Origin of the sequence: Xanthocytophaga flava (assembly GCF_030068545.1) — a bacterium.
Taxonomy (GTDB): Bacteria; Bacteroidota; Bacteroidia; order Cytophagales; family 172606-1; genus Xanthocytophaga; species Xanthocytophaga flava.
The window spans coordinates 64151-90390 of sequence record NZ_JASJOR010000010.1 but is presented as its reverse complement, the minus strand read 5'-3'; the positions used below and the strand labels follow the sequence as shown (position 1 = coordinate 90390).

Annotated in this window: 23 protein-coding genes; 8 read left to right on the top strand and 15 right to left on the bottom strand. The window is 39.0% G+C overall.

Annotated features, from left to right (window positions below; all coding sequences use genetic code 11):
* Positions 1-21: 21 nt before the first annotated feature.
* Positions 22-1971, bottom strand: a complete 1950-nt coding sequence (locus QNI15_RS16090) for an SPFH domain-containing protein (RefSeq protein ID WP_313984119.1) — start codon at positions 1969-1971, stop codon at positions 22-24.
* Positions 1972-2390: 419 nt separating this feature from the next.
* Between QNI15_RS16090 and QNI15_RS16085 the strand changes: the two genes are divergently transcribed.
* A complete protein-coding gene (locus QNI15_RS16085; protein WP_314032575.1) occupies positions 2391-2846 on the top strand; it encodes a GatB/YqeY domain-containing protein in 456 nt (151 codons plus the stop codon).
* Between the two features lie 578 nt (positions 2847-3424).
* Here QNI15_RS16085 and QNI15_RS16080 read toward each other — a convergent pair.
* Positions 3425-4318 (bottom strand): ATP-grasp domain-containing protein, encoded by an 894-nt coding sequence (locus QNI15_RS16080; RefSeq protein WP_314032574.1) that lies wholly within the window; start codon positions 4316-4318, stop codon positions 3425-3427.
* Positions 4319-4512: 194 nt separating this feature from the next.
* Here QNI15_RS16080 and QNI15_RS16075 point away from each other — a divergent pair, with 194 nt between their 5' ends.
* Complete coding sequence (locus QNI15_RS16075; RefSeq protein WP_314032573.1) at positions 4513-5388, top strand: hypothetical protein; 876 nt, start codon at positions 4513-4515, stop codon at positions 5386-5388.
* 100 nt (positions 5389-5488) lie between these two features.
* Here QNI15_RS16075 and QNI15_RS16070 read toward each other — a convergent pair whose 3' ends face one another.
* Positions 5489-7117, bottom strand: coding sequence for an NADP-dependent glyceraldehyde-3-phosphate dehydrogenase (locus QNI15_RS16070; RefSeq protein WP_314032571.1), 1629 nt, complete (start codon positions 7115-7117; stop codon positions 5489-5491).
* A gap of 289 nt (positions 7118-7406) precedes the next feature.
* On the opposite strand from QNI15_RS16070, the gene QNI15_RS16065 reads away from it, so the two are divergent.
* Positions 7407-8252 carry a universal stress protein gene (locus QNI15_RS16065; protein WP_313996996.1) on the top strand — a complete coding sequence of 282 codons (846 nt, stop codon included), beginning with the start codon at positions 7407-7409 and terminating at the stop codon, positions 8250-8252.
* Positions 8253-8905: 653 nt separating this feature from the next.
* A complete protein-coding gene (locus tag QNI15_RS16060) occupies positions 8906-9802 on the top strand; it encodes a diacylglycerol/lipid kinase family protein (protein WP_314032570.1) in 897 nt (298 codons plus the stop codon).
* Between the two features lie 95 nt (positions 9803-9897).
* Here QNI15_RS16060 and QNI15_RS16055 read toward each other — a convergent pair whose 3' ends face one another.
* From QNI15_RS16055 to QNI15_RS16045, 3 genes are all read right to left on the bottom strand, one after another.
* Positions 9898-10422 carry a peroxiredoxin-like family protein gene (locus QNI15_RS16055; RefSeq protein WP_314032569.1) on the bottom strand — a complete coding sequence of 175 codons (525 nt, stop codon included), beginning with the start codon at positions 10420-10422 and terminating at the stop codon, positions 9898-9900.
* Positions 10423-10737: 315 nt separating this feature from the next.
* A complete protein-coding gene (locus QNI15_RS16050; RefSeq protein ID WP_313997002.1) occupies positions 10738-11280 on the bottom strand; it encodes an RNA polymerase sigma factor in 543 nt (180 codons plus the stop codon).
* A gap of 115 nt (positions 11281-11395) precedes the next feature.
* On the bottom strand, positions 11396-12514 hold the full coding sequence (locus QNI15_RS16045) for a redoxin family protein (protein ID WP_313997004.1): 1119 nt from the start codon (positions 12512-12514) through the stop codon (positions 11396-11398).
* 149 nt (positions 12515-12663) lie between these two features.
* Here QNI15_RS16045 and QNI15_RS16040 point away from each other — a divergent pair, with 149 nt between their 5' ends.
* Both QNI15_RS16040 and QNI15_RS16035 read left to right on the top strand, forming a co-directional pair.
* Positions 12664-13002, top strand: coding sequence for a translation initiation factor (locus QNI15_RS16040; protein ID WP_313997006.1), 339 nt, complete (start codon positions 12664-12666; stop codon positions 13000-13002).
* 18 nt (positions 13003-13020) lie between these two features.
* Positions 13021-13566, top strand: a complete 546-nt coding sequence (locus QNI15_RS16035) for a CopD family protein (RefSeq protein ID WP_313984092.1) — start codon at positions 13021-13023, stop codon at positions 13564-13566.
* 15 nt (positions 13567-13581) lie between these two features.
* On the opposite strand, the gene QNI15_RS16030 is transcribed toward QNI15_RS16035, so the two are convergent.
* From QNI15_RS16030 to QNI15_RS16015, 4 genes are all read right to left on the bottom strand, one after another.
* Positions 13582-13908: a cupin domain-containing protein gene (locus QNI15_RS16030; protein WP_314032567.1), complete on the bottom strand. Its 327-nt coding sequence runs from the start codon at positions 13906-13908 to the stop codon at positions 13582-13584.
* 57 nt (positions 13909-13965) lie between these two features.
* The gene (locus QNI15_RS16025) at positions 13966-16998 is read right to left on the bottom strand and encodes an SBBP repeat-containing protein (RefSeq protein ID WP_314032566.1); all 3033 of its coding nucleotides are present in this window, start codon (positions 16996-16998) and stop codon (positions 13966-13968) included.
* Positions 16999-17240: 242 nt separating this feature from the next.
* Positions 17241-17921 (bottom strand): metal-dependent hydrolase, encoded by a 681-nt coding sequence (locus tag QNI15_RS16020; RefSeq protein WP_313997014.1) that lies wholly within the window; start codon positions 17919-17921, stop codon positions 17241-17243.
* 142 nt (positions 17922-18063) lie between these two features.
* On the bottom strand, positions 18064-19122 hold the full coding sequence (locus QNI15_RS16015) for an alpha/beta hydrolase-fold protein (RefSeq protein ID WP_314032565.1): 1059 nt from the start codon (positions 19120-19122) through the stop codon (positions 18064-18066).
* 251 nt (positions 19123-19373) lie between these two features.
* On the opposite strand from QNI15_RS16015, the gene QNI15_RS16010 reads away from it, so the two are divergent.
* Together QNI15_RS16010 and QNI15_RS16005 are read left to right on the top strand one after the other, a co-directional pair.
* Positions 19374-19859, top strand: coding sequence for a DUF4112 domain-containing protein (locus QNI15_RS16010; protein ID WP_314032563.1), 486 nt, complete (start codon positions 19374-19376; stop codon positions 19857-19859).
* 434 nt (positions 19860-20293) lie between these two features.
* On the top strand, positions 20294-21028 hold the full coding sequence (locus QNI15_RS16005) for an START domain-containing protein (protein ID WP_314032562.1): 735 nt from the start codon (positions 20294-20296) through the stop codon (positions 21026-21028).
* 2 nt (positions 21029-21030) lie between these two features.
* Here QNI15_RS16005 and QNI15_RS16000 read toward each other — a convergent pair whose 3' ends face one another.
* The 5 genes from QNI15_RS16000 to QNI15_RS15980 all read right to left on the bottom strand — a co-directional run bounded on the left by QNI15_RS16000 (position 21031) and on the right by QNI15_RS15980 (position 26208).
* Entirely contained in the window at positions 21031-22455 is a 1425-nt protein-coding gene (locus tag QNI15_RS16000) for a DUF4932 domain-containing protein (RefSeq protein WP_314032561.1), read from the bottom strand.
* 106 nt (positions 22456-22561) lie between these two features.
* A complete protein-coding gene (locus QNI15_RS15995; RefSeq protein WP_313997025.1) occupies positions 22562-23308 on the bottom strand; it encodes a LytR/AlgR family response regulator transcription factor in 747 nt (248 codons plus the stop codon).
* A 2-nt stretch (positions 23309-23310) separates the two neighbouring features.
* Complete coding sequence (locus QNI15_RS15990) at positions 23311-24945, bottom strand: sensor histidine kinase (RefSeq protein WP_314032559.1); 1635 nt, start codon at positions 24943-24945, stop codon at positions 23311-23313.
* A 103-nt stretch (positions 24946-25048) separates the two neighbouring features.
* Positions 25049-25696 carry a metallophosphoesterase family protein gene (locus tag QNI15_RS15985; protein WP_314032557.1) on the bottom strand — a complete coding sequence of 216 codons (648 nt, stop codon included), beginning with the start codon at positions 25694-25696 and terminating at the stop codon, positions 25049-25051.
* A 137-nt stretch (positions 25697-25833) separates the two neighbouring features.
* Positions 25834-26208: a hypothetical protein gene (locus QNI15_RS15980; protein WP_313997029.1), complete on the bottom strand. Its 375-nt coding sequence runs from the start codon at positions 26206-26208 to the stop codon at positions 25834-25836.
* Positions 26209-26240 lie beyond the last annotated feature (32 nt).

Genomic DNA, 26240 nt, shown 5'->3' with positions numbered 1-26240 from the left:
CTGCTAATCTAGTTGAGAGAATTAGATCTGAGTTGTTGGATCTTCTGGTTTTTGACTACCATTGTGATGGCTACCATTTCCGTTTTGCTGTTTCTGAACTTGTTCCAGTAGCTGTAAACCCAGCAAACCACTAATTGGTCCACCGCCAGAACCTTCTGCACCTCCGTTGATTAGTACATCCGGAATGATCTTGATTCGATCTCTGCCTATAGCTTCAGTTACCTTCAGTTTGGTGAAGTTGTCACCGCCCATCGCTTCAACGGCTAGTTTATATGCTTCCGCAGATGATTTACCAATAGCCAGGATCTTGGCCGCTTCTGCATCACCTGTTACACTGATCTTTTCTGCTTCTGCATTAGCCAGCATCTTCACTTTTTCTGCCTCTGCTTCCGCCAGTACTTTGGTCTTTTGAGCATCTGCATTGGCAATGGTTTTTAGTCGTTCGGCTTCCGCACCTGCCTGTATTTTAACGCTGGTAGCTTCCCCTTCAGCTTTCTTTACAGATGCATCTGCAATACGTTGGGCAATCAATACACCCTGGTCGGCTTTTACAATTTCACGTTGCATATCCGCAATAGAGGTTTCTTTTTCCAGCTTCTGACGAGTTTCCTGAGCCAGTCGTTGTGTTTCGAAGGTCATCTTCTGCTCTTCTGCCAGCTTTCTGTCTGTCAAGGTTTTCATCAGTGAATCAGGCGGCACAATGTCACCAATCAGGGTGTCTACACCAAACACGTTGTATTCAGCTAATACCTTTCCAATGTGTTGTTTGGCTGAATCCTGACGTTCTTTCCGTGAAGTTAAGAAGTTGATCACATCCGCATCCTGAGCCGAGTTACGGAAGTAGTTACCAATGGTTGGTTCCAGCACCTGGCTTACCAGGTTATTCATGTTTCCGAAACGGGCAATTACCTTAGGTGCTTCATTCGTAGGAATATGAATGATCTGAGAGACGTCCAGGTTGAATGGGAAACCGTCTTTACTACGAACAGTGATGGTACTCAGGTTTTTATCCAGTTGGTGTGACTCACTACGTGCTGACGCCCAGTTCAATACCAGGTTAGTAGTAGGTACTAGTTCAACACGCATGGTGTATTTGTTGATAGGATACTTACCGGGTCCAAGTGGCTCAGCCCAAACACCTTTAAATCCTTTGCCTACAATATTGCCATGTTTGAATTCCGCTCCACTAAGATCAGCGCCATCTTCACCATAATACGAGATAACAACACCCACGTTACCGATAGGGATTTCGGTCATAAAGGTTTCTTCTATTTGGACAAACCAGGGGTTCAGGTTATAGGAACCTGCCAGAATTACCTGAGGCTGCAAACCGCGATTCCCTCCATTTTGCAAAAAGGCATCGGCATCCTGAAAGTTATTGTGGCCGTGCACATTTGATCCTGCAATTTGCCCGTCTCTCAGTGGCATACCATCCTGGGTAGTCACAATACCTACCTTGTTTTCATTAATGTGGGTGATGTCTGCCAGCTCTACTTCAAACAAAAATGCATTGATTCTATACGAACCAGCTGTGATATAAGCTGTCTGACGACCTTTTTGACCATGATTGCGGATAAATTTTTCTGCATCCTGAAAAGAATCACAGTCTACACGGCGGGCCAGAATAGCACCTGTCGGAAGTTCGTTTCCATCTTTGGCGATAAGCAGACCAATCTTTCCGGGAGGAATAACTGTGAGTGGTTGTAACTTTACTTCATATTGCCATATCCATTTCCATAAGTGTAAACCTGGTGCCAGGGTTTGTGCCTGAAAGCCAGCTTCGCCGTTTACTGCAATGATACGCCCATCGGGTAAGGCGCGATTCTCGCCTGTCAATACAAATTTTTTGGTAACAAGACCGATACGGTCTTCAGGAACAATAACAACACCGAAAATTCTGAAGAAAAAACGGTAAAAGATCAGCAAAACGATAGGTATAAGCACCCACCAGAAAGCTAGTAAAAGGTTCATGAAATAATTGATTTAGTTAAAAATAGAGTGTGTAGATTCAATTGTGGAGAGTATAGATTCAATAGAAATTGAATGTGGTGAAGGTTTTTAATTTTTGATGTAAATCTTCTAAAAAAGTAACCCAATTACAGGTTTTTATTTTTCAGAAACTGACATCGTAACTATAGACATAAAATTGTATATTCTGCTTCAGGTATACTATGTTGTTAATTAGTTATTTACAGATGGAATAGGTAAGCAATTGGATAGGAATTAAGTATATTTTGGATGTGGAAGGTTTGAATGCAATAGTTTAATTGCTTTTTGGCTAAATGCAGAAGATCATCGGTACTGAAAAGATACTGTCTGGAGATAGATATTTTACTGTCAAACTGTTATACTTGCAGAAAAATAATGTTTATTAACTTACAGCTAAGTTTATGTCTCTCAAATCACAGATTGATAATGATATAAAGCAGGCTATGCTTGCCAAAGATAAAGATGCGCTTACAGCATTACGTTCTATTAAATCCCTGATCTTACTGGAAGAGACCAAAGAAGGAACTGTTGGAGGAGATCTTAAAGCAGAAGAAGAATTAAAGTTATTGACAAAGGCTGCTAAACAACGCCGGGAGTCTGCCGATATTTTCAAAACACAGGGACGTGAGGATCTATCCAGTAAAGAATTAGCCGAACTGGCTATTATCGAAAGATATTTGCCAAAACAGTTATCTGCAGAAGAACTGGAAGCTAAGGTAAAAGATATCCTGAATCGTGTAGGTGCCAAAGGACCTGCCGATATGGGGAAGGTAATGGGAGTAGCTACCAAGGAATTGGCTGGTCAGGCTGATGGTAAAGTGGTTTCTGAAACTGTAAAGCGATTGCTGGTACAATAGTCAAAAAAGAATAACAGAGCCTACGCTTCTAAAGAGTTTAGGTTCTGTAGTTTTAGATTGCTTTAATTGTTCTTTTAAATCCCTATTTATTACTCTACTTACCGCATTCTGGATACCTCTCTTTTCTTGGTTATTCAAATTCCTGATCTTCTCTTTTTCACTAATCTCTTCATTTTTTGCTTGCCAAAAAACAGGGCAATAAATGAGAATTTGGTGAGCTAGATCCCTTCATTAGCAAAAAAGGGTATCTTCTGCCGATCTTTCCCCCATTGACCAACCCTTATCCTATCCCATATTTTTTCCAGAAATAACTTTTGTAAATAACTAAACACTTCTATGTCCTTCTAGAAGAATCTCGTGGCAAGACCGGCGGCCTTGGGATTTAGAGATAATATTTTCATAAACCAGAGATGGTTCTCTTTGTCACAAGATTCTTACAGAAGGACAGGAAGGGAGATAGGGTAAAATATAGATCTTCTTAAAATCTTCAAAATAAAAAAAGATATAGGACGGGATAAGAGGCTAACCTCACACCAGAAAGAAGGCCAACGCACCTACACTCCCACACACGATTGAAGTTATCTTTGCTCTTTTTGTAATTCATCGATTTGGGTTTTGAGGGCTTGGTAAAAGTTTTCTGGGGCGTTAGGATGATAGGCCAGATATAGGAAAGGTTCAACTAGCTCTAACTCCATCAACATGAATTTTCCATCAACCATTAACCCATCGACTCGGGCGTAAAGTGTTTTTGGGGCAAAGGCTGATAGGTAAGATGCAGCTTTATCAATGTATGCTTGCTCCGGGTCAATTCGTTCAATGGTGCCACCAAAAAATTGTTGTACTCTGAAATCTCCGGCTTTGGGCTTTTTGAGTATGGTGTGACTATAAGATCCATTGAAGAATGTAAATGACCATTCTCCCTCATTGATCTCTTTCATAAATGGCTGAGCCAGGTAAGCCCCATTAGCAAGGAGTTCTCTAATTGTTGTTGCATCTTCCTGTGCGGATTCTTTTTGCAGTTTTATTGTGTTTCGTGACCCTCCGCTTACACAAGGCTTAACAATAATCTGCCCGGAGTTTAACATATCAAATAATGAGGAAACTTCGCCATTCCAATCCTTTTCCAAAAACACAGAAGGGATGACACTATAGCCAGCATCTGCTATCTGCTGGAGATAATGTTTGTCTATGTTCCATCGTACTATCTGATAATTATTGAGCAGCTTTATTCCCAGGCTTTCTATTCTGTCAAGCCAGGATTTGAATTCGTCAAACTTCTGATGATAATCCCATGGCATTCGAAGCAATGCAACATCATATACTGTCCAGTCTACCTCAGGATTGTCCCATATTTCATACTGGATATCAATACCTTTGCTCTGCAGAAATGGTAACAAATCCTGAATCTCATCAAAGCCATTCGCAGCAGTATATTTAACTGAACCTTCGTAAGTAATAAATGCAATTTTCATTTGTGAACAGAATGTAATTTAATGCTGGCACAAAGCTAATTCAAATTAGTTGCAAAAAATTGATATTTTCAGGCGATAAACACATTCTTATTCCAGTATCATGCTAGTTGATTCTATCAGTGAACCTTTGGATAATTATGATTATCAAAGCCTGAAAGTTTGCAAATGCTGTCTATTTTACTTTTTATACTTATATGAGCACCAAAAAAGAAGGCAATCAATATGATAAAATATTCAAAGAAAATCTGGAGTCTGTTACTCTGGCCCTGATTGAGAAAGTATTTCAGATTCAGGTAGCTTCCTATGAGATGATGTCACAGGAATTGCAACGTACACTTGAGCGAAAGCCTGACCAACTACTGAAAGTTACAGATAAACAAGGGGCAACCTTTTTATTACAGATTGAGTTTCAACTTGCTGATGAACCGGATATGGTGTATCGCATGCTGGAGTATATGGGTATTCTGTCTCGAAAATACAAGCTGCCAGTTAAACAATATGTGGTTTTCCTCTCCGAACAGAAACCAACTATGGAAACGCATATTGAACAGGAAAATCTTACATTTTCATTTTATCTGGTCCAATTTTCTACCATTGACTATGGGCTCTTTCTCTCCTCAGATAAAGGTGATGAAGTGGTCTTTGCTGTATTAGGGAATTTTGGCAATACTACTCCTGAAACTGCGGCTAGTTTGATTGTACAACGATTAAACGAGACTTCAACTAGTAAAGTAGAACGGGATAAACACTTGCAACAATTAAGAGTATTGGCTAACTTGCGTAAACTAACACCCTTTGTAGAAATCATGATAGAATCTATATCCCAATATATCAAAGAAGAAGATGATATTCTCTTCAAAAGAGGTGAACAAAAAGGCGAAGAAAGAGGTCGTTTGGAAGGTCGTTTGGAAGGTCGTCTAGAAGGCCGTCTGGAGGGAAAACTGGAAGAGAAGACAGTTACTATTCTCAAATTTCTAAAAGATGGTATGCTGACTACTCAGCAACTGGCTTCTTATTTTGATGTAACAGAAGAATTTATCGAAAGTCTACGACAAACTCTGGATAAGTAATGGTCAGATTCAAAGATTACTCAGATTCCATGCAGAATGATACTGAGGAATTGATGATAGGATTAAAAAAGGGGACGAAAGTAATTTCGCCCCCTTTCTTTTAGAAAATATACTTGGTTGACAGAAACTTCGATTTATTGCTTTCTATGATGTCATTCAGAATAGCTTTGTTTTCGTTAGTTTCTTTGGTTGCCACCAATGTTCGGATCGAGAATGAACGCAAGGCATCTTCTACAGATAAAGTACCTTCTGCCGAATCTTTGCGGCCTGTGAATGGAAATACATCTGGTCCACGCTGACACTGAGCATTGATATTAACCCGTGATACCTGGTTAACCAATGGATCAATAAGATTGGCAATCTGATCGGTGTTAGTTCCAAAGATACTCACCTGTTGACCATGGTCAGACTCAATGATATAGTCGATAGGCTCTTCAATATCATCGAATGGTATAACCGGAATAATAGGTCCAAACTGTTCTTCACGATACAGTTTCATATTTCTGTTTACAGGATACACTACTGCTGGATAGAAGAACGAACCTGCCTGTGCCCCTCCGTGTTCGTTGACTACCGATGCGCCATGTGCTTTAGCATCTTCAATGCATTCAGTCAGATAGGCTGGTTTGTTTGGCTCGGGCAGAGGGGTAAGGTTAACTCCTTTTTCCCAAGGCATACCATACTTCATCTTGCTGATAGCATCAGACAGACGTTCCAGAAATACAGGTGCAATGGAACGGTGAACAAAAATCATCTTAATCGCTGTACAACGTTGTCCATTAAAAGACAAAGTGCCCAGGATACATTCTTTCACTGTCAGATCCAGGTCTGCATTTTTGAGAACAATCGCTGCGTTTTTAGCATCCAGACCTAACACTGCCCGTAACCGGTTTACCTTTGGGTGCATTTTTTTGAGGTCATTGGCTACACGGCTGGAACCAATCAGTGTTAACACATTGATTCTTCCTGATTCCATTAGAGCAGGTACTACACTGCTACCACGGCCATAGATAGTATTTACCACACCTTTCGGGAAGCAATCGCGGAAAGCTTCCAGCATTGGATAGTGCAACAATGAACCATGTTTTGGAGGTTTGAATAGGATAGTATTACCCATCAGAATAGCAGGAATCAGTGTGGTATAGGTTTCATTCAATGGATAATTGAATGGCCCCATACATAGAACTACTCCCAATGGAGAGCGACGAATCTGACCGATAATGCCTTGTTCGATTTTAAAACGGGAAGAGGCTCTGTCAATGTCTTTAAGGCAGTCAATGGTATCGTAGATATATTCCACTGTCCGGTCAAATTCCTTGATAGAATCAGCCTGAGATTTTCCGATTTCCCACATCAGTAAGCTTACAACCTCCTGTTTTTTCTCAATCATACGGGCTGTAAACTTTTCCATACAGGCAATGCGTTCAGCTACTGACATGGTAGGCCATTCACCCCGACCATGGTTAAAGGCTTGTTCGGCTGCTTCCAGAGCCTCCAGTGCTTCTTTTTCAGTAGCAATTGGATAACTGCCTATCAGTGTACGTTTTAAACCCTCTGCTGAACGAATACAAACAGGAGAGTATACCTCACTGGTAGGGCCATCCCAACGACGTAATTCCCCATTAACCAGGTATTCTTTCTGGTTTACGAGGCTTTTCAATCGGAATTCTTCAGGGATTTGGTCTTCTTCGGGAAAAATGCTGGTGATTTGTGTTACGAAATCATTCATTGTTGTAAGATTGGATAAAAATAAACTGAATGAAAAGGTAGAATAAAAATTAACTTTAAAATGAGAAAAAACAGGTGTTAAGATGTCATATGATTTCAGAAAAAAATAAATTTAGAAATTATATTACTTCAATAATTCTGAAACCTTCTGACAGATTTTGGTTTCGATAGTGATTTTTCTACCTTTCAGAGACATTCTGGTAAGCGAATGTAATAAAAGTGCTTTTTCCTGTAACATATTTTTTCTTAAAATAATTTAATCGTTTATTAATCTCTCTCAATTTTTTCCAATGAAAAAAATATTAATTCCTACAGACTTTTCTGAACAGGCCAATAATGCACTGAAAGTGGCTATTCAGATTGCTAAAAAATGCGGTGCAGAGATTCATTTGCTGCACATTGAAGAATATGTCGGCAATGTAGGGTTCAGTGCTTTGGGGGATGTAGAAGCAGATTCTTCTGCAATGGATAAACTATTTGTGTTGAAGCTGCTGGAGGTAAACAAAAAACGAATGCTGGAATTGATTGATACCATTGATGATGAAGTTACCGTTTTTCACATGGTTGAGATTGGACAGATGTTTCGGTTAGTACGGGAATATGTAACAGGACAAGGTATTGATCTGGTAGTAATGGGAACAAACGGTGCCAGCGGATTCTCGGGTGCCTTGATCGGTTCGAATACAGAAAAGGTAGTGCGTCAGGTAGGTTGTCCGGTACTGAGTGTACGTAATCTTCCAGAAGTGTTTGATATGAAAAAGATTGTGTTTGCCACTAACTTTGATGGTGATCAGACAGCAGTGACTGAACAACTGAAACAATTCCAGACTATCTTTGGGGCACACTTGTACTTGCTGTATGTTAATACTATTTTCTCTTTCTCGTCCAGTCGTACTATTCGGGAAAGAGTAGAGCAGTTTGTTACTAAACACGGGCTGACAAACTATGAGTTTCATTCATATAATGATGAAACTGAAGAACGTGGTATCATTCACTTTGCAGATGAGGTAGATGCTGACGTGATTGCAGTGGCTACGCATGGTCGCACCGGATTTTCACATCTGTTGTTAGGAAGCATTGCAGAAGATATTGTAAACCATGCTTTGCGTCCGGTTTTAACATTCCACCTGGGATAAGTCTTTGTAACTTGCCCTATAATATTACAGGTGTATTACCTGAGAAACTTCCTGAAACATCAACTCAGGAAGTTTTTTTATTTTGTGGAGGCTAATTTATTTTCCAATGACAGGGATAATTGTTTGTATTGCCTTTTTTGTGTGTATCTCTCTTCCGTTTTTGATGGATTATTTATCTGGTAGGGTTAAATCACCAGATAACAGGGAACTTATCAAAAATTGTTTTATGTGTTTGTTGATCATTGTAAGTATAGTCACACAAACCGACAATGCACTGGTATTTAGTTTTGTGTGGATTTGTTGGATAATAGGAAGTGCAGATGTTGTTGAGACAGTTCACTTTCTAAAAGGATAAACTCTGGGGTATTGGGTTTTAATTGCTTTTTGTGCCTCATTCTGAGTCCATACATTTATGATTTTTCTAGAGGTAAATCCGGTATATATTTACAGGATTTAAAAGATGTTTTTTCTGTAGTTTTACTTCTTGCCGGAATAGTACTCTGGGGATCATGGATAATACAGCAATCGGAACATTTACACATGTAGTACTTTGGTCTATAGCTCTGATTGTATCAAGTGGGTATGAGTTTATGGGAAGTTTTTGAGAATTTAAGAAATGATTATAAGTAACAAGAAAGTTAAACAGGACACCCTTGAAAAAGAATATTGTTTTTGTCGTCAATCCGCGGGCTGGTACCCGATCCAAAGCCAGGATTGAAGACCTTATCAAGTTGTATATTGATAAGCAGGTGATTGAGTATGATATAATCTATACCAAAGCTAAAAGCCATGCAACTGAGATTGCTGCTCAGGCTGCAAATGATGGTGCACATTGTGTTGTAGCGGTAGGAGGGGATGGAACAATGAATGAGACTGCTGCTGCATTAGTTGGTACACAGACTGCGTTAAGTATTATTCCTTTAGGATCAGGAAATGGATTAGCCCGACACCTGGGAATTCCGCTGAAAACGGAAAAGGCTATTCAGATGCTGAATACAGCCCGCGAAAAAATAATCGACAGTTGTACCTTAAATGGCCGTCCGTTTTTCTGTGTAGCAGGAACAGGCTTTGACGCCTATATCGGATTGAAGTTTGACCAGCAAACACGTCGAGGGTTTCAAACCTATATAAAGACAACGCTATCAGAATTTTTTAACTACCGTCCCGATCGCTATCTCATTACACTAAACGGATCAACATTTGATTCTGAATCGTTTCTAGTGAGTTTTGCCAATGCAGGACAGTATGGAAATAATGCATACATCTCTCCGCAAGCAGATATTGCAGATGGACTAGTGGATGTGTGCCTGATGCGTCCGTTTCCGTCACCTATGGCGGTGCCACTGGGAGTGCAGTTGTTTGGAAAGACATTGCATACTTCTTCGTATTTAAAAGTGATGCCAACTGCAAAAGCTATCATTGAACGTTCGGCAGATGCACCTGTACATATCGATGGGGAACCTATGATGATGGATGCTCGTTTAGAAGTGCATATCAAGCCTGGTAGTTTACGAGTATGGTTACCTGATCTGAGTAAGAGAGGATTTTGAGTAATCACGAGTTTTACAACCAGAGTTTATGTTTGTAGCCTCTGGTTGTTTTTAGGTTATTCTTCAATTTTGTTTTTGCTGGTTTTGTCAGATTGCTAACGGAGTTGCTCTATTGGAAGGTGATCGCCTATATGAGTGCCATAATGTACAATCTGTAATCTTCCTTTTTCATCAATGAGAAACTCAGCTGGAATAGTGTTGGTATGACCATCCTGTGAGATTTTTTCTTTATAGAGTTTCTGGCCTTTCATGGCTTTTCCCAGTATGCCATTGAATATACTTTTCAATACTTTACCTGTTGACCGTTCTACACTGTATAACTGATATAACTTGTTTTCGGGATCTGCAATAAAGATGAATGGATAACTTTGTTGAGAAAGATATTCTTTCATTTTAGCTGGCGTGGATTCATAAACCAACCAGATCTTTATGTTATGTTTTGCAAAATGATCTGCTTTCTGAAGTAGCTCATGGACTCGCAGGTTACAAACCGGACATCCGGCATTACGCATAAAGGCAAGATATATTTTATGTCCCTGCTGATGTTGCAGACTAACAGTGTTTTGCCATATGTCAACGGTGTTAAACAAGGGAGCTGACTGATTTTGAGAGAGTTTCATAAATAGTACTGATTAGTTTTGGAAAATAGAGAGCCTGCACAACTTTTGCAGATGCGTTCAGGAAATAATTATGAATATTGTATTAGTTTTTTAGTGTTCTGACAGCTTTATATAGGGCATAACTTATACTGGCCGTAATGCAGATAGGGCAGAGCCCAAAACGGAAAAAGAATAAAAGGAACTCCCGAATGTAGTGTTTCCTGCCGGACTGGTGAATACTTTGTACCGAAGGCGGTAAAGGACAGATTGTTTGTGTAGTCATTGTACTTTCTGGTATTTGAAAGTTAATACCAGTGTTCCATTTACAATCACCTCTTACAAACTATTTTCTTTTGAATATTTGCGGGCTTGTTGTAGACATTTGTATTTCTGGTTATCAAAAGAATGTGTGTTTTTATATCCCAACTGACGCATTAGGATCTCCCGCTTGAGTTCACTCAGGAAGATGCTGGACAGCATCTTGATGCAAGGTTTGGTAATCCGCATAAATATGCGTTTAATCAGATTTGCTTGAATATAGGAATCTTCCTGCTGTTCCAGTTCAGATAAATAGTCATCACTTAGTGGAGTGGTTAGGGAGGATGCAGTTCGATGTGCTTCCCGTAACCGCTTGAGCCAGATATTGGAGGCAACGGAAAAAATATATGTTTTTAAAGAGCTGGTCAATTCGAATTCTTCTTTGGGGATCTTATCTAATAACACCAGAATAGCTTCCTGAAAAACATCTCTTGCATCATCAGAAGTCCCACTATTCTTTTTCACAAAGTGCTCTACCATTGGATAGTAGAATGTATAGACAATCTTAAAGGCAGCATTGTCACGTTCTTTAATTGCTGCAATGATTTCGGTGTCCTGCATGGTGTTTTTTAGGGTTAATACCATTGACTACATAGCAATCACCCTGTCTGTCAAAAAATATTTTGTTTTCTTTGCCAACATGTACTTCAGAGTACATGTTGGCAAAGAAGGCTGTTTAATAATAGCGGCCAATGAGATGATTATCAACAATGAGTCGTTTCAATTCCTGAGGATTGATTGGACCTTGTTTGGCATAGACAATTTTACCACCTGGCTCAACCAGTAATGTATAAGGTAAAGCTCCCTGCCACTTTGGATCAATGATATCAATCATCTTATATACATCTCCGGACTCAAAGATATAGTTAGTATTCGAAGCTTGTGTCTTTTTCAGGAAAGCCAGTGCTTTTTCTTTCTTATCCGGTTTATCCGCACTAATGGAAACAAACTCAAAATCCCGTCCCCGATACATACGATTTATCGAAATGAAGTCAGGGAACTCAGTAACACAGGGACCGCACCAGGTGGCCCATACATTGATAAGGCGTAACTTGTCAGAATCGTTCTTTACTAAAGCTTTCAGGCCATCTTCTGTAATCGTTTCTAGTTTAACTTCTTCTTTGGCCCAGTCTTCAAATCCTTTGGTTACACCATCCCGTTTGTCCATCCATTTGACAGAGCAACCAAATGTTTTGGTTTTTGCTACAGGTACGGGTTTCCCTGCCAGCATAGCTTCCAATGCATTCCGGGCATCATCATTTTTGGGTGTACTCCCAGGTTTTTCGGAGTCATCTATGCGACCAGTATACTGCAGCTTGCGGGCTTTGTCAAAGATAAACACATGAGGTGTCGCTACTGCTCCATATGCCAGTGAGGTTTTCTGTGTATCACCATCGTAGAGATAGGGGAAGTTATAGCCTTTTTCTTTGGCACGTATTTTCATTTCTTCAAACGTATCACTCATGTCTGTATAGCCTAGCTCATCCAATCGGACGGATTTAGGATCATTTGGCGAAATAGCTATCAGTGCTACTCCTTTGCTTTTGTAATCAGCAGCCAGTTTTTTCACCCGATCTTCATATGCTTGTGCGGTAGGGCAATGATTACAGGTAAATACAACCACCAGAATAGGGGCATTCGCAAAGCTTTTAAGTGTATACGTTTTTCCATCTGTACCTGGCAGACTAAAATCTGGGGCTGATGCACCAATTTCCAGTGTATGCGGATCTGTAGCCAGTAAGGTGCCAGGTAGTAGTAACAATGCCAGAAAAAAGGTATAAAGTGACTTTTTCATATGATATCAGGTTGAGTTGGGGCTATTTAAAGTACAAAACTTACTCTAAAATATTATAAAAATGCTAGAGTTATAAGTTTTTTCCGGAAAAATGATAGCAGTTATTATTTTTGTGTCTGCTAGTTTTACAAACAGTTATTCTTTTGACCATGTCGAACAAACACAAAGGACGCGAAGGCGTTGTATATTCAACCAATGAGGATTTTGAATATACGTACAATCAGGATGAAGAAGCAGAAACTCTGGCTCCGGCTCAACAGAATTTAAAAGTATTGCTAGATAAAAAGGGACGTGCCGGGAAGCAGGTAACACTGGTTACAGGCTTTGTCGGAAAAGCGGATGATCTGGAGGTGTTAGCTAAGAAGCTAAAAACCAAATGTGGAGTAGGAGGATCTGTGAAAGATAGTGAGATCATGATTCAGGGAGACTTCAGAGATAAGATTGTGCAGGAATTACAGAAAGAAGGATATAAGGCAAAAAAACAATAAGGCACCTGTACCAAACGCATGCAATACGAACACCTCAAGGCTATTCATATTATTTTTGTGGTCAGCTGGTTTGCTGGCTTATTTTATCTGCCTCGCCTTTTTGTATATCATACCGAGGCTAATCAGAAACCAGATCTGGAACGAGATATCATTCAGGCTCAGTTTCAGAAAATGGAACGAGTACTTTTTAATGCGATTATGGTACCTGCTATGTGGCTTACTGTATTATCGGGAGCAGGATTAGTTTATTGGACCTGGTGGGATAGCTTTGCTGCACATGGCTGGTTGCATCTAAAACTGGCCTTTGTGGTAGGATTACTCGTTTATCATTTCTTTTGCCGCAAGCTGATCTACGAATTGCGTTCAGGCAAATTCCGGTTCTCCTCCCTACAACTACGACTTTACAATGAGGTTGCAACTATTTTTCTGTTTGCTATTGTATTTCTCGTTGTTTTGAAAAATACACTGGATTGGGTATGGGGAGTAGTAGGGCTTATTGCCTTTGCTGTATTGATTATGATGGCAGTACGAATTGTAAAAACAATCCGCGAAAAGAAGCAGTAATACTACTTCTTTTCACTACAACTTCTTAAAATCTTCCCGAACAGGATTGAACACATCAATCACATAACAAGGTGTAAGTGCTTTGCCAGAATGAACTACATTACTTGGTATAACCCCTACCTGACCTTCTTTTAATACCTGAGTTTCCTCTCCTACAGTCATTTCCAGTTCACCAGATATTACTGTAGTAATCTGTTCCTGTGGATGGGAGTGAGGTGGCAGATGTTTGCCTTCTTCAATGCGAACATAGGCAATAGTTATCTGGTCTGTATGAACAAACCTGGCAAAGAAGCCATCAAAGATTGTTTTTTCAGATTGTGCGGAAAGGTCAATAAAGGACATATGGAATAAAGATTAGTATCTTGATTAGTTGTCAAAGATACTAATCCTCAAGAAATTTTATGGGTTTTGTTCTGCATCCCGTAAAAGATGCACCCATCCTTTGAAAGATTGTTCTCCAACTTGGATCTGATAATAGTAAATGCCTGAGGTACAATTGCCTCCATCCCATCCATACACTCCATCATGCACGGTTGTTATCAATCTACCCCAACGGTTGTATATTTCCATTTTGAATTTTCTTTTTCCTTTATAGTTGATAGTAAATCGTTTGTTGAACTCATCATGATTAGGAGTGAATACATTGGGTATAGTGCCAATTGGGGCATTAATGTATACATATTTGCTACAGGTAGCTTCACAACCCCTGTCATCTTTCACCGTTACAGAAACAAATGATAATCCCTCCTCCTGAAACGAAAGCATGGCTGTATCAGAACGAGCAAATATTATTTTTCCAGTATGATCCAGGCTCCAGTTTATTTTGTAAGGAGGTTTGCCCTTTGATGTAGAGGTTATAAACGGAGTGGGAACATCTATATCAATGGTATCAGGGATCGAACATGTAACGCCTAGTGCCGGATAATAGGTAACTGCTAATTGAGCCGTATCCGATTGTATACACGAATTTGGAAATGTTATATAAACACTAACCAGAAGGGTAGTATCCTTATCTATGTTTACGAAGGATGGTAATGCCAGAGAATCTGATGATGTAGTTTCACTCGTATTGTTTCCATTGATTTGCCATTGAAATAGGGCACCTGTTTGAGGTGATGTTGTCTTGACAGTTACAGTTTCATCTGTACATGTATTCACGCGTTTTTCCTTTAATGCAACATCGACTTTGCCAACTGAGAGAATGACTAAGTCTACCTCATTGGATTGTAATCCTGTGGAAGATTTGATACGAACTTTATATGTTCCAGGAGACATGTTGTTGAGTTGTATTCCAGAAAGCGGGCTACCAGATCCTGTAGCAATATCCTGAAACGAATCTGTATTGGCAGGGGATAGCTGAGCTGTATAGGTCACACCTGAATTTAGGGAACAACTGGTTGAAAAGGCTAAATTTAAAGTACCTTGCTGACATGCAGGATTGAGTGGGTTAAGAACTAGAGAAGGAAATTTATCTATATACATCTTCCATGTATCTGTAACCGGAATGGTACAAGCATTGCTGGATTTCATGGTAGCAGAAACTTCCAGAGTATATCCTTTCGTTGTTTGTGGTAAAGCAAATGAGAGTTTGTCAGATGTACTAGTGGCTAATTGGACAACATCATCAATTTTGACAGACCATGAATAGGTAGGAGATGTACCCGCATTGGTTGTTGTCAATGTGAAATCAATATTTGTACTTCCGCAAGGTCCTAGATCACTAGCCTGAATTGAAACTGAGGAAGCTGCAACTTGCACTTGTAATGGCACATTATTGGATATTGTTCCATTGGAAGAAACAACACGAATAAAGTAATTGCCAGGTTTTATTCCAGTGGGTAAGTTTGCTGTAATAGGAGAACTCGTGCCTGTTGCAATGATTTGAGGGCTAACAGGGAAGTTAGAAGAATTGGGCTCTGACAATTGAACAGAATAGGTTTGAGAGGAAGAGGCACAACTTATAGCAAAAGCAACTTGAAAAGATGCATCCGGACATACTGGATTGACCTCTGAAAGAGTGATAGAATTTGGGACAGAGAAGAGTTTAGCAACAAAGATATCCCGGATACCTTTATTCGTAAAACTAGACTTTCCAAAAGTAGCAGGAGAACTGGCAAAAGTTCCGGTCACATAACAATTCCCTATTTTGTCAATTCCTAACGAATATCCAGCATCATCAGCTGTACCTCCCGCATTTTGGGCCCATAATATATTTCCTGACGGATCATATTTAGCAACATAAATATCACCTTGTCCTTTATTGGCAATCTTAGCACAATTGAGGGTTGTACTACCACCATATTGCCCAACAATAAAACAATTGCCACCTGCATCTACCACAGTCCCCTGACCAAAATCGGCATTGGAACTACTTACTTTTTGCGCCCAGGTTACAGATCCATCCGGGGCATACTTGGCAATAAATCCGTCAAAGTTACCTATACTGGTAAGATTAATGCTTCCAAAATTTGAAGTGTTTGAAAAACGCCCTGTTAAAAAAATATTACCTGCTACATCTGTTGCAAGACCTATACCAATATCTTCTCCATTTCCTCCGGCTCTTTTAACCCACAAAACAGATCCATCTGGTGCATATTTTGCAAGAAAGATATCATTATTTCCCCCTGCACTTGTTACTGTAACTCCAGTAGCAAAGCTTGCCGTGTTTTGGAATCCTCCTGTCAGATAACAATTCCCATTTGCATCAAGAGCGACATCACGCCCTAGTTCATATCCAACTCCACCGTTGCTTCCTGCGCTTTTTACCCAAATAGGGTTACCATTTGAATCAAATTTAGCTAAGAAGATATCAGACCCACCCTGACTTGTCAATTTAATAGAATTGAATGAGGCACTTGATGTAAATGCACCAGAAACATAAATAGATCCATCTTTATCTATTTCAAGCCCATATCCACTTTGATTTTCGGGGTCAGTAGACGTATTTTTAGCCCATAAAAAATTCCCATTTGGATCTATTTTAGCAAGAAACATATCACTCCAGCCATCGTTGTATGCTGTTATTGTTGTTGTACCAAATTTTGCACTTTCTCTAAAACTACCTGTGATATAGCAATTACCATTTTTGTCAATATTTATCCCTCTAGCATCATCATTACCGCTTCCTCCTGCACGAATCACCCAGATGACATTTCCATTAGGATCATACTTGGCAATAAATATATCATTTCCACCTGCACTGATCAAAGTGGTTGTTCCAAATACAGCACTTCCTTGAATTTGACCTGTAACATAAGAGTTACCTAAGTCATCAACTACTATTTCAATCCCAAAATCATCACCTGTTCCGCCTGCTTGTTTTGTCCAAAGGTAATCCTGAGCACTACTAACAAGTGATTGAAAAAAAAGAACGATAATTGTTAAAAGAATACAATGTGAACGTTTAAAACAGATGTGTAAATATCGACCCATGTATATGTTTTACTTATATCAGATTTAATGTAAGTAAAAGTATATCGGGAATTTTGGAGAAAAAATACGTTGTGAATGAGTTTATTACATGTTTTATGAATAAACCAACTTTGTGTGTGTTTTAGGATGATAAATCGAAGGAGAAACTGAATGTGAAAAAATAAAAGACAATAGGTTAAAAAATGTAGCGACCTTATAATAAACACATGCTTACTATAAGGTCACCTGTTCTATAAAAGATCTTATATCTCAATGCTTTCGCCAATTTCTGGCAAATGTAATTTTATGTTAGACTCCGTAAATTGTTCTTTTGCATTAGCTGCATCAAGTTTAATAAAGCCCCATGTATCGTAGTGAACGCCTACTATAGTGGTTGTCTCCAAAAACTGAGCCGCTTGTATGGCATCCTCTATACCCATTGTCAGCACATCTCCTATAGGAAGGACAGCAAAATCCAGTTTTACCCATTTAGCTACTAAGGTCATATCTAGTGTAAGACCTGTATCACCACTATAGTAGAAGTTACCATCAGACGTTTTTAGAGCAAATCCGCTGGCTACACCTGCATAGTTACCATCCTGAAAACTGCTGGAATGTTGTGCTCCAAACGCTTTTACAGTTCCAAAGTCGAAACTTACTTTCCCTCCTGGATTCAGGGGATGTACATTCTTTACACCTTGCTGACCAAAATAGGTGTAGAGTTCCCAGCTACCTACTATAGTTGCACCTGTACGATTAGCAATACTGACAGCATCCAGCATATGATCAAAGTGTCCATGGGATACAAATATATAATCAGCCTGTATCTGGTCTACCTGAATATTTTTGGCCAGTTCATTGCCTGAAATGAAGGGATCAAATAAAATGTGTTTGCCTCCTGCTACTACCGAGAAACAGGAATGACCATAATAGGTAAGTTTCATTTTAACAATTGGTTTGTTTTCTGGTTTCTAAAAAATTGATCTTCTGCTTCAAAGAAAGAAAACTTTTTCTGGCTTACCATATTTGTGTTTTGTTTTTTCTCTTACCTATTTCTATTTTCCCTGAATGTCAAGACCAAATACATCAGTTGATTTTTTTCAGTGAGGTTGGTTTCTGATTTGTTTCCTCATATACAACAGACATTTTTCCAGCTTCTTCTTTGAATGTGAATGTACCTTTCTGATTTTCATACATAAAAAATCCGTCTTTGGTATAGGGAACAAGTTGTGTTGGACTCTGACCTGATTTAAAATACAACTTCTCATTTTGTACGAACACAGTATACTTTTCATTAGGTTCGCTTTCGAGGATATATGTTCCTGCATATTTTTGTAGCGTTTTGGCCGGCACTACTATAGGTTTATGTTTCGTACAATAAGCAAAGGCAATAGCATTCTGCATAACCTGAGCCAAGGCTGCACCATGCCCGGCATTGGGTGTAATGGCAGTTTCCAGTTCCAGTTGTTTACAGTTTTGTTTCAACAGGTATGCTTTGAATTTTTCAATATTGGCAGTAGTTTCATGTTCATAGGAACCAACTCCTACAAATACTTTACTTTTCAGGTCTGTATGACTGGCAAAGTACTTCTGAGCTGGAGCAAGTAATTCATTTCCGTTATTGCCAGGTGCACCTATAAAGATCATATTAAACAATTCCGGATAGGTGAAAAGTACATAGGTAGTAAACATGCCTCCCAGCGAATAGCCATACAAAGCTTTGTTATCTGTTATACGATAGGTACTCTTTACAAAAGGCATTACTTCATCTGTAATAAATTTCAGAAATGCAGGTCCACCTGTAGAAGGGTTTAAGTCGCGAGACCGTTTGTTTGGACGATTACCATACCCAATTCCCACAATAAGAGGTTCTATTGTAGTATAATCTTGCCGCAACATATTAAAGCAATTCATTGCAACGGTCATATTCCAATCCCCATCTGTCATATACAGGACTGGATAACTGATCTTAGAGGTATCATATCCTGGTGGAAAATGTATATAGATTGTAAAATCATCATTCACTTGTTTGGAATGATAATCCCAGTTGACAATTTCCTTTTCAATAAAGGGCGACGGTTTCTCGCTTACTAGTTGTGCAAATGCTGGTTGAGAAAGCAGTAGATACACTACTAGTATACCCATGAAAAAACTGAGTGAGTATTTTTGTTGTTTTCTGGAGTGGTTCATAGAATCTAGTGAAATGGTTGGATGAAGAAAGGTAAGCAAAAAATAATCTATCTGGTTTACAGGATGTGATACCTGGTTACAAGAGTGTATGAATGTACTACTATCTGTTGGTACAAGTTTTGTATCTGTATTACTTTGAGTATAAGAGAGTAAAAGAGATTCTATATAGCTTTTCGGTAACTAATTAACAAGAAATCAGAATGACTATGAAAACGACATATGTACAACCAGGAAAAGTAGTAAGGCGCGTTCCAGAGCTTCAGTGGATTGAAACGACTGCTCACATCATGGATAATGCTTTCCGTATTCCGGGTACCAATATTCGCTTTGGCCTTGATCCTATTATCGGTCTTATTCCTGGAATAGGGGAGTTGATCACCTTTGGTATTTCCGGAATGATGGTATTGATGATGGCACGTCATGGGGTGAGCCGGAAAGTGGTACTGATGATGGCAGGAAATGTAATGCTGGATTCTATCTTGGGTAGTATTCCATTACTGGGTGACTTGTTTGATATTGGTTTTAAATCCAATCAACGTAACCTGAATTTGCTTAGAAAGCATTACCAAGAAGGAAAGTATCAGGGTAACGGTACGGGTATAATCATTATTGTCACATGTATATTGCTAGCCTTTCTGTCATTTTTGATCTGGGCATTATGGAATCTGGGTGAATATATTTTCGGTCACTAATGACTATCTGCGTTTTAAAACAGGCAAGCTTGCTAGTGAACGGAATTCTATTCATAAATAAAAAATAGCAATGGCGTTCCGTAATCTACTTTCAAATCATTTTTGACTGGAGTTCGAATCGATTTTGTGTTTGACCGGAATACCGATCACTTTCCAGAAATATTCGAATAATGGTCACTTTTGCGTTTGACCTGAATTTAGTTCAAACTTTTGTTTGACTGGAGTTCTGATTATTATTTCAGTTGCGCATACTTCACGTCAGGAATAAAAATGACGTGAAGTATGCGCATTGCTTTTTTAAGACATAAACCTCTCGAAAACCTTTTTATATAATTCCACATTAGAATAGGGAAGTGGCATTTATTTTTATGTAATCATACTGCTTCTTTCGTACCAGAAGTAACGTATATTCGTTTTTTAGTATAAACTGTAGAATGTATTTTAATTGTATGATTCCTGTTGGACTTTGTTTAGGAGTATTGATGTCTATTGCTGTTGCAACAGAATGTCTGGAACATTCCACTGAAGCCTGTTCCGGATACATAGCTAATTTGGTAAAATCACTACCTATTTCTGATACGGAATCAGGTTGGAAACTGGAAAAAGATGCCAATCAGGTACAGATCTATGTGAAAGCAGCTTCAGGCAGTTCGTATAGACAGGTAAAGGCTGTTACAACTATCTCTACTACACTCAGTGGTATGGTGGCGCTGATCAAAGATGCTTCTGCTTCTCCTCGCTGGATGGATCGTGTGGTTAAATATGAAACGCTACAAAACATAAATGATAAGGATTGGTATACTTATGCCGAAATAGGCATTCCCTGGCCTTTTAAGAATGCGGATGTAATTACACACAATGTACTGACGCAGAGTTCAGACGGAAAGGTGACTATAGACATTAAAAATGCCCCCTCCTATATAAAAAAATACAAAGACAAAGCACGTGTATTGCAGGCTGGAGGGAGCTGGGTGTTAACACCCGAAGAAAATGGTGTAAAGGTGGAGTATATTTTTCATGCAAAGCCAGAAGGCCTTTCCTTACCTGCCTGGTTGGTCAATTCCATCACTGTACAAAGCTTTCATCGGTCTATAGAACGTATGCGACATCTGGCTGAAATGCAGAAGTATAGAACTGCTAAGCTGGAGTATATCAAACAACCTGTATAAGTTTATTGTACTGTAGTTTTAATGGATGTGTAGGGTTTGAGCGTAATTCCTTTCCGACTTTTCAAGGGTGTCCGAACTTTCCATGCGTAGTTTAGAATAAGCCGATTCTGTTGACCTTTTACCAGTGGTAAGGTAAACTGTAGCTCTGTATTTTTTTCTGTCCAACGTAGTGAATTTTTCTGTTGTGTTATTTCGAACTTCTGTTGCCGTGATTTACCATCTTGTTCAATAACTCTGATAATATCAAATGAAAGCAGATTTTGCATAGGCTCAGAAAATCGTAACTTATAAGTTGCTAAAGTATCTGAGATAGTTTGGTTATCGAGATTGCAGTAAGTTATGAGGGGTTTACTTATCGTATGCTGGAATTTACCAAGACATTTGAGTAATGCTGGATACAGATCTTTGATCCTTTGGCCAGATTTGCGATGGTCATACAAATTAATTAATTCCTGAGTAAACAAGGTGCTGGCATAAAATCCTCTTGTTTCATTCTGTAACGTCCAGTTGGTGCATACTTGATTGGCTACTTCCGGGAAAAACTTTCGAATATAGATATCATATGCAGCCCATGTCATGTATTCATTAAACGTGGCCAGACTATCTGTTTCATATCCACTTCCTGCATCCCAGACAGCATTATTGAAATTTTCTTTGAGTAATTGACGGTGATGATAGGTAACCGGATTTACAAATGCATGATCCAGTTCGGTAAACAACATATGAATTCCTGTAGCAATATCCTCTTGTGAGGCATTGGTTGCTGACTTTCCCTTCAGAATAAAAGCTGGCAAGGTAATAAAGTCAGTTTGTACATCATTGACAACACGATGGCAGTTCATACGCCCTACCAACGGTGACATCACAATGGCATAGTGTGCTGTGTCTTGTACCTGACCAAATTCCTGTTCAAGGAAATGAAATATCTGTGTGTACTGTTGGGATTCGAGGTATGTAGTAGCAAGTGTCTGATAATAGGGGAGATGTTTGGCATAGAACTCACGAAAATTTGTAACCTGAACAAAGTCGTTGATCAAATCCTTATTTTCCTCAAAAGCATTGCGTTCCTCAATGGTGCGAAAAACTACATTCCTGATCAGACAATTATTTTTATCTAATGAAAATGCATAGGCATCTGTCCGAAAGCTCAGATAGCTATCCCATTTCTCGCGGGAATAATTTGCTTTGGCAAGTAAGGGATGACTGGCAAATGATGCAAAATAGGCTCTGACTTCTTTGTAATAGTCTGAATGCTGTTCTACTTCCCAGGGATCGGTTTTGCCATATTCTGTCAGTGCCAGAATGATATTGGCTAGTTCATAGGTTTCGGATAGTCTCACCAGTTGATTATCTGTTGACTGAGCTTGGAGTGCAACACTATGTACGAAAAAAAAGAGCATAGGGATAGCTGCTGATAAAGTTTTCATCAGAATTTTGGTTTAGTATGATGTATACAATAGTGGCTAATGCTTGCTTTGAGGATATGTAGTTCGCATCAGATTCGGAGATTTATTTAGTTAGATACTTGTATAGCTAGAACTGTAAGGCTTTTTTTACTTCTTCTTTTTTGCCTCGGGATACAGGGATTTCTTTGCCGTTTGTCAATAGTAGAAAATCGCCATATTCTTTCTTCCAGCTTCGGATGTATTTTTTGTTGACCAGATGTGACTGATGACAACGAATAAAACCATAGTCCTTTAGAATGTCTTCGTATTCGTAAATGGGCTTACAAACCAATAATTCTTCTTCATCTGTCAGAGAAAAGGTGGTGTAGTTGTTTGAAGACTCACAACGAATGATGTCACTCACTCTCACAAAGTGTGTCTCTTTGGTAGTTGCCAGGGCTATACGCTGATCTTCTTTTACTTGTTGGGTTTTGAGTAGGTGCATCAGATTCTCCAGCTGCTGATTATGAACTTTTAGCAGACGTTGTTTCATAGCTCGTTGTACAGCTGATTGGAGTAATGTAATATCAACAGGTTTGAGCAGGTAATCCACTGCTGCAAACCGGAAGGCCTGTATGGCATGCTGGTCATAGGCAGTAACAAAGATGACCTCAAAATCATAGTGGGACAAACTTTGTAACAGACCAAAACCTGTCTGACCAGGCATTTGTATATCCAGAAATAACAGGTCGGGCTGGTGTTCATACAAAAAATTTTTACCAGTTTCTGCATCCAGTGCTGTAGCACTTACTTCCACCTGTGGACAGTATTGAGCAAGCAGTGCTGTCAGGTTATCAAGATTGTGTTGTTCGTCGTCTATAAGTACTGCTTTCATAGTTATAAAAACCACTGGTAAAATGTAAGAGTAATAGAAGTACCTGTTCCTGTATTTGCATGAATGGAAAGGTCGATAGGTTGCTCCTTATTCAGCTTGTTTAAAAGTGAAATTCTTTCCTTGGTAAGTTTTAGTCCGTAACCTGTAGGTGATTGTTCCGGAACAAAACCTTTTCCATTGTCTTGAAGCATAATAACCATTGAATCATCCTGTTTGCTGACATCTATCTCAATAATACCTTGTGCATAAAGCGATGACACACCATGTTTGACAGCATTTTCTACCAGAGGTTGTAATAAAAGCGAAGGAATGCTGGTCTCATATAGGTTGATCTCTTTTTGAACGTTAATCTGATAGGAAAAACCAAACCGGAGTTTTTCCAGTTTCAGATAAGTTTCCAGCATCTGCACTTCTTCATATAGAGAAATGGTGTCTTTGTTGCTATTTTGAAGCGATTCACGTAAAAGCCTTGCAAAGTCAGACAGATACTCGTTGGCACCTTGTACATCTTGCTTATTGATAAGCCCCTGTATAGAACCCAGTGCATTAAAGACAAAATGCGGATTTAGCTGTGCATAGATTGCTTTCAGTTCCAATTGTACCTTTGTTTTGTTTGATAATTCCTGTTGTATTCTTTGCTTTTGTCTGAAATAAAGAACCAAAGATGCAACCGCTCCCCAAAAAGCAAAACTAAATATCCCAACGCAAACCCGAAACCACGTAGATTGATACCATACCGGAGTTACTTCGAATTGATAGGAAGTAGTATGTTCAGGCTGTGCCGTATAACGTATATGGATCTGATACATACCTGGGGGATAATCTTTGATCCATACAAAACTGTTATCATACCCATTTACTTGCCAGGGAGTAAATACTGATCCATCCCGAATAACTTCATATTGTATCTGACTCTTGTCGTAAATATTAGCTTGTAGCACTAAGATCAGGTTAGCATTTTTATAAGGTAAGACAATTTTGTCCGATAAAGATAGAGAGGTGTCAGTCGCTTTGCTCATCCATGGATATTGCAGTTTTCGTAAAAAGATATCGAAGTTGGCAGACGTATAGACTTCTGCTATTTGCGGACGAATAGATTCCCAGGAGATAAGGCTGGTTGCGACAATGTGATGCGTATTCTCCTGACGAACATCTATAATGAGTGTCTTACCCAGTTGTGTTTTGTAACCACCCAGATAAGCCATTTTAGGAAGAGTTGATTCTTTAATCAGTACAGAATCTGTAAATTCGCTGATTGGTTTCCATGGTAGCAGAATGCGATTGCCAGGATATTCACTCAGTCGGTACTGATAGTTGTGAGCATTGGCAGGTGTCACCCCATGAAGGAAAAAGTGTGCTTGAGCTGTATCAAAAGTGGTGCGCGCTATAACTTTAGCCAAAGGCCGATCCTTCAGAAAAGCAGAATCTTTTGATAAGAGTGTAAAGTGCTTGCTGGTTTCGTGTGTAACCCAGAAAGAGTTATTCTCTTTGCGAATAGCCAGAATGAGATCTACTTTAGAGGGATCTTCATAAATGCCTTCATTGTAACTCTGAGAGTACTCTCCCCAGGGAATCTGTGCATAGGTTGGTGTGATTAGACACACTACAAAAAACAGGAATAGAAGGAGGTTTTTCATGCCGTTTGATTTCTCTATCAAAAATCGGCTTTTTTCTTTTATAAATCAGTGCTACTGTGAATCTGGTCGAATAGACTGTGAATTGAGAAAGAAGGAAGAGTTGTTATGCTTGTCGATCTACATTTTTTTGGGCAATAAGTTCGAAACTATCCAGGTTCAAAGCACAGAGATTTCCATATTCACCAGCAGTTTCCCGTAATCCACGATAACACCCATTATCCAGAGGAAGTATGGGTTCTCTATTCTGAATTGCTAATGAGATTTCACTCAAAGAATGGATTGTATGTCCATGAACTACTTTACGTTGATTGAGAAATTCTTCATCTGGCAGAGGGGATTGTCGCATCCATAACATAGAATAGGTATCTTCCAATGGATCTGACGCCAAAAAGTTAAGACCTGCATGAACAAGGTAAAAAAGATCTGTTTCGTAGTAATAAGGAAGTTCTATGAAAAAGTCTCTGTAGGGAGGAATAATTTCATCCAAACGGTCTGCCAGTAACATTTGTTCATGATTTCCCCGCAGAGGATATACTTCATATTGACTGGCACGCAACTGAATAATATAGTCAAGTACTTTGGTTTGCTTTGGTCCCCGGTTAATGTAATCACCCAGTAAAAATAGCTGATCGCTTTGGGTAAGGCCAATCTGATCTTCTACCAGTGCTCTGAATGTGTCAAAACATCCATGAATATCTCCAATAGCAAATCGTCTGCCTGCTTTTGTTTTTTTAACATAGGTTCCAGTCATGATTGCTCTGATGTTAGGTTAGTCTGGCAATAGGTGTATACTTGGTTTGCGCCTGTGTATCAGTTTGTAATTTATGGATTTGATTTGTTTTTTATATGTTCTTTACTTAAATATCTATCTGTAGAAACTCAGAATACTTATTTCTTTACAGATGAACCATACCAGAGGTCCATTAACCAGTCTGGTAATTCATGTCTGTGAACAAATGTATAGATACAGGCAATCGTCAGGTTAAATGGCTCAATATGTAGGAAACCAAGCTGAATATAAACAACAGAAGGTATAAAACTGATGACAGAGAATATCCCGAGAAATAACAATATACCTGTCACCTGATATCCTATTTGAGTTTTGATATATTGAATGACAATGATAATGGAGAGAAGGACTAATCCTATAATATGTTCTTTCTGAAAAACCATATTTGTTGTGATTAGAGTAATTACTAAAATCAAGGCTGTTAGTACTAAAATGATGAGCGGGAGTAGTTTGATGATTTGTTTTTTTGACATATTTGATCAATAGTGTTTTGGGTAGATGATAT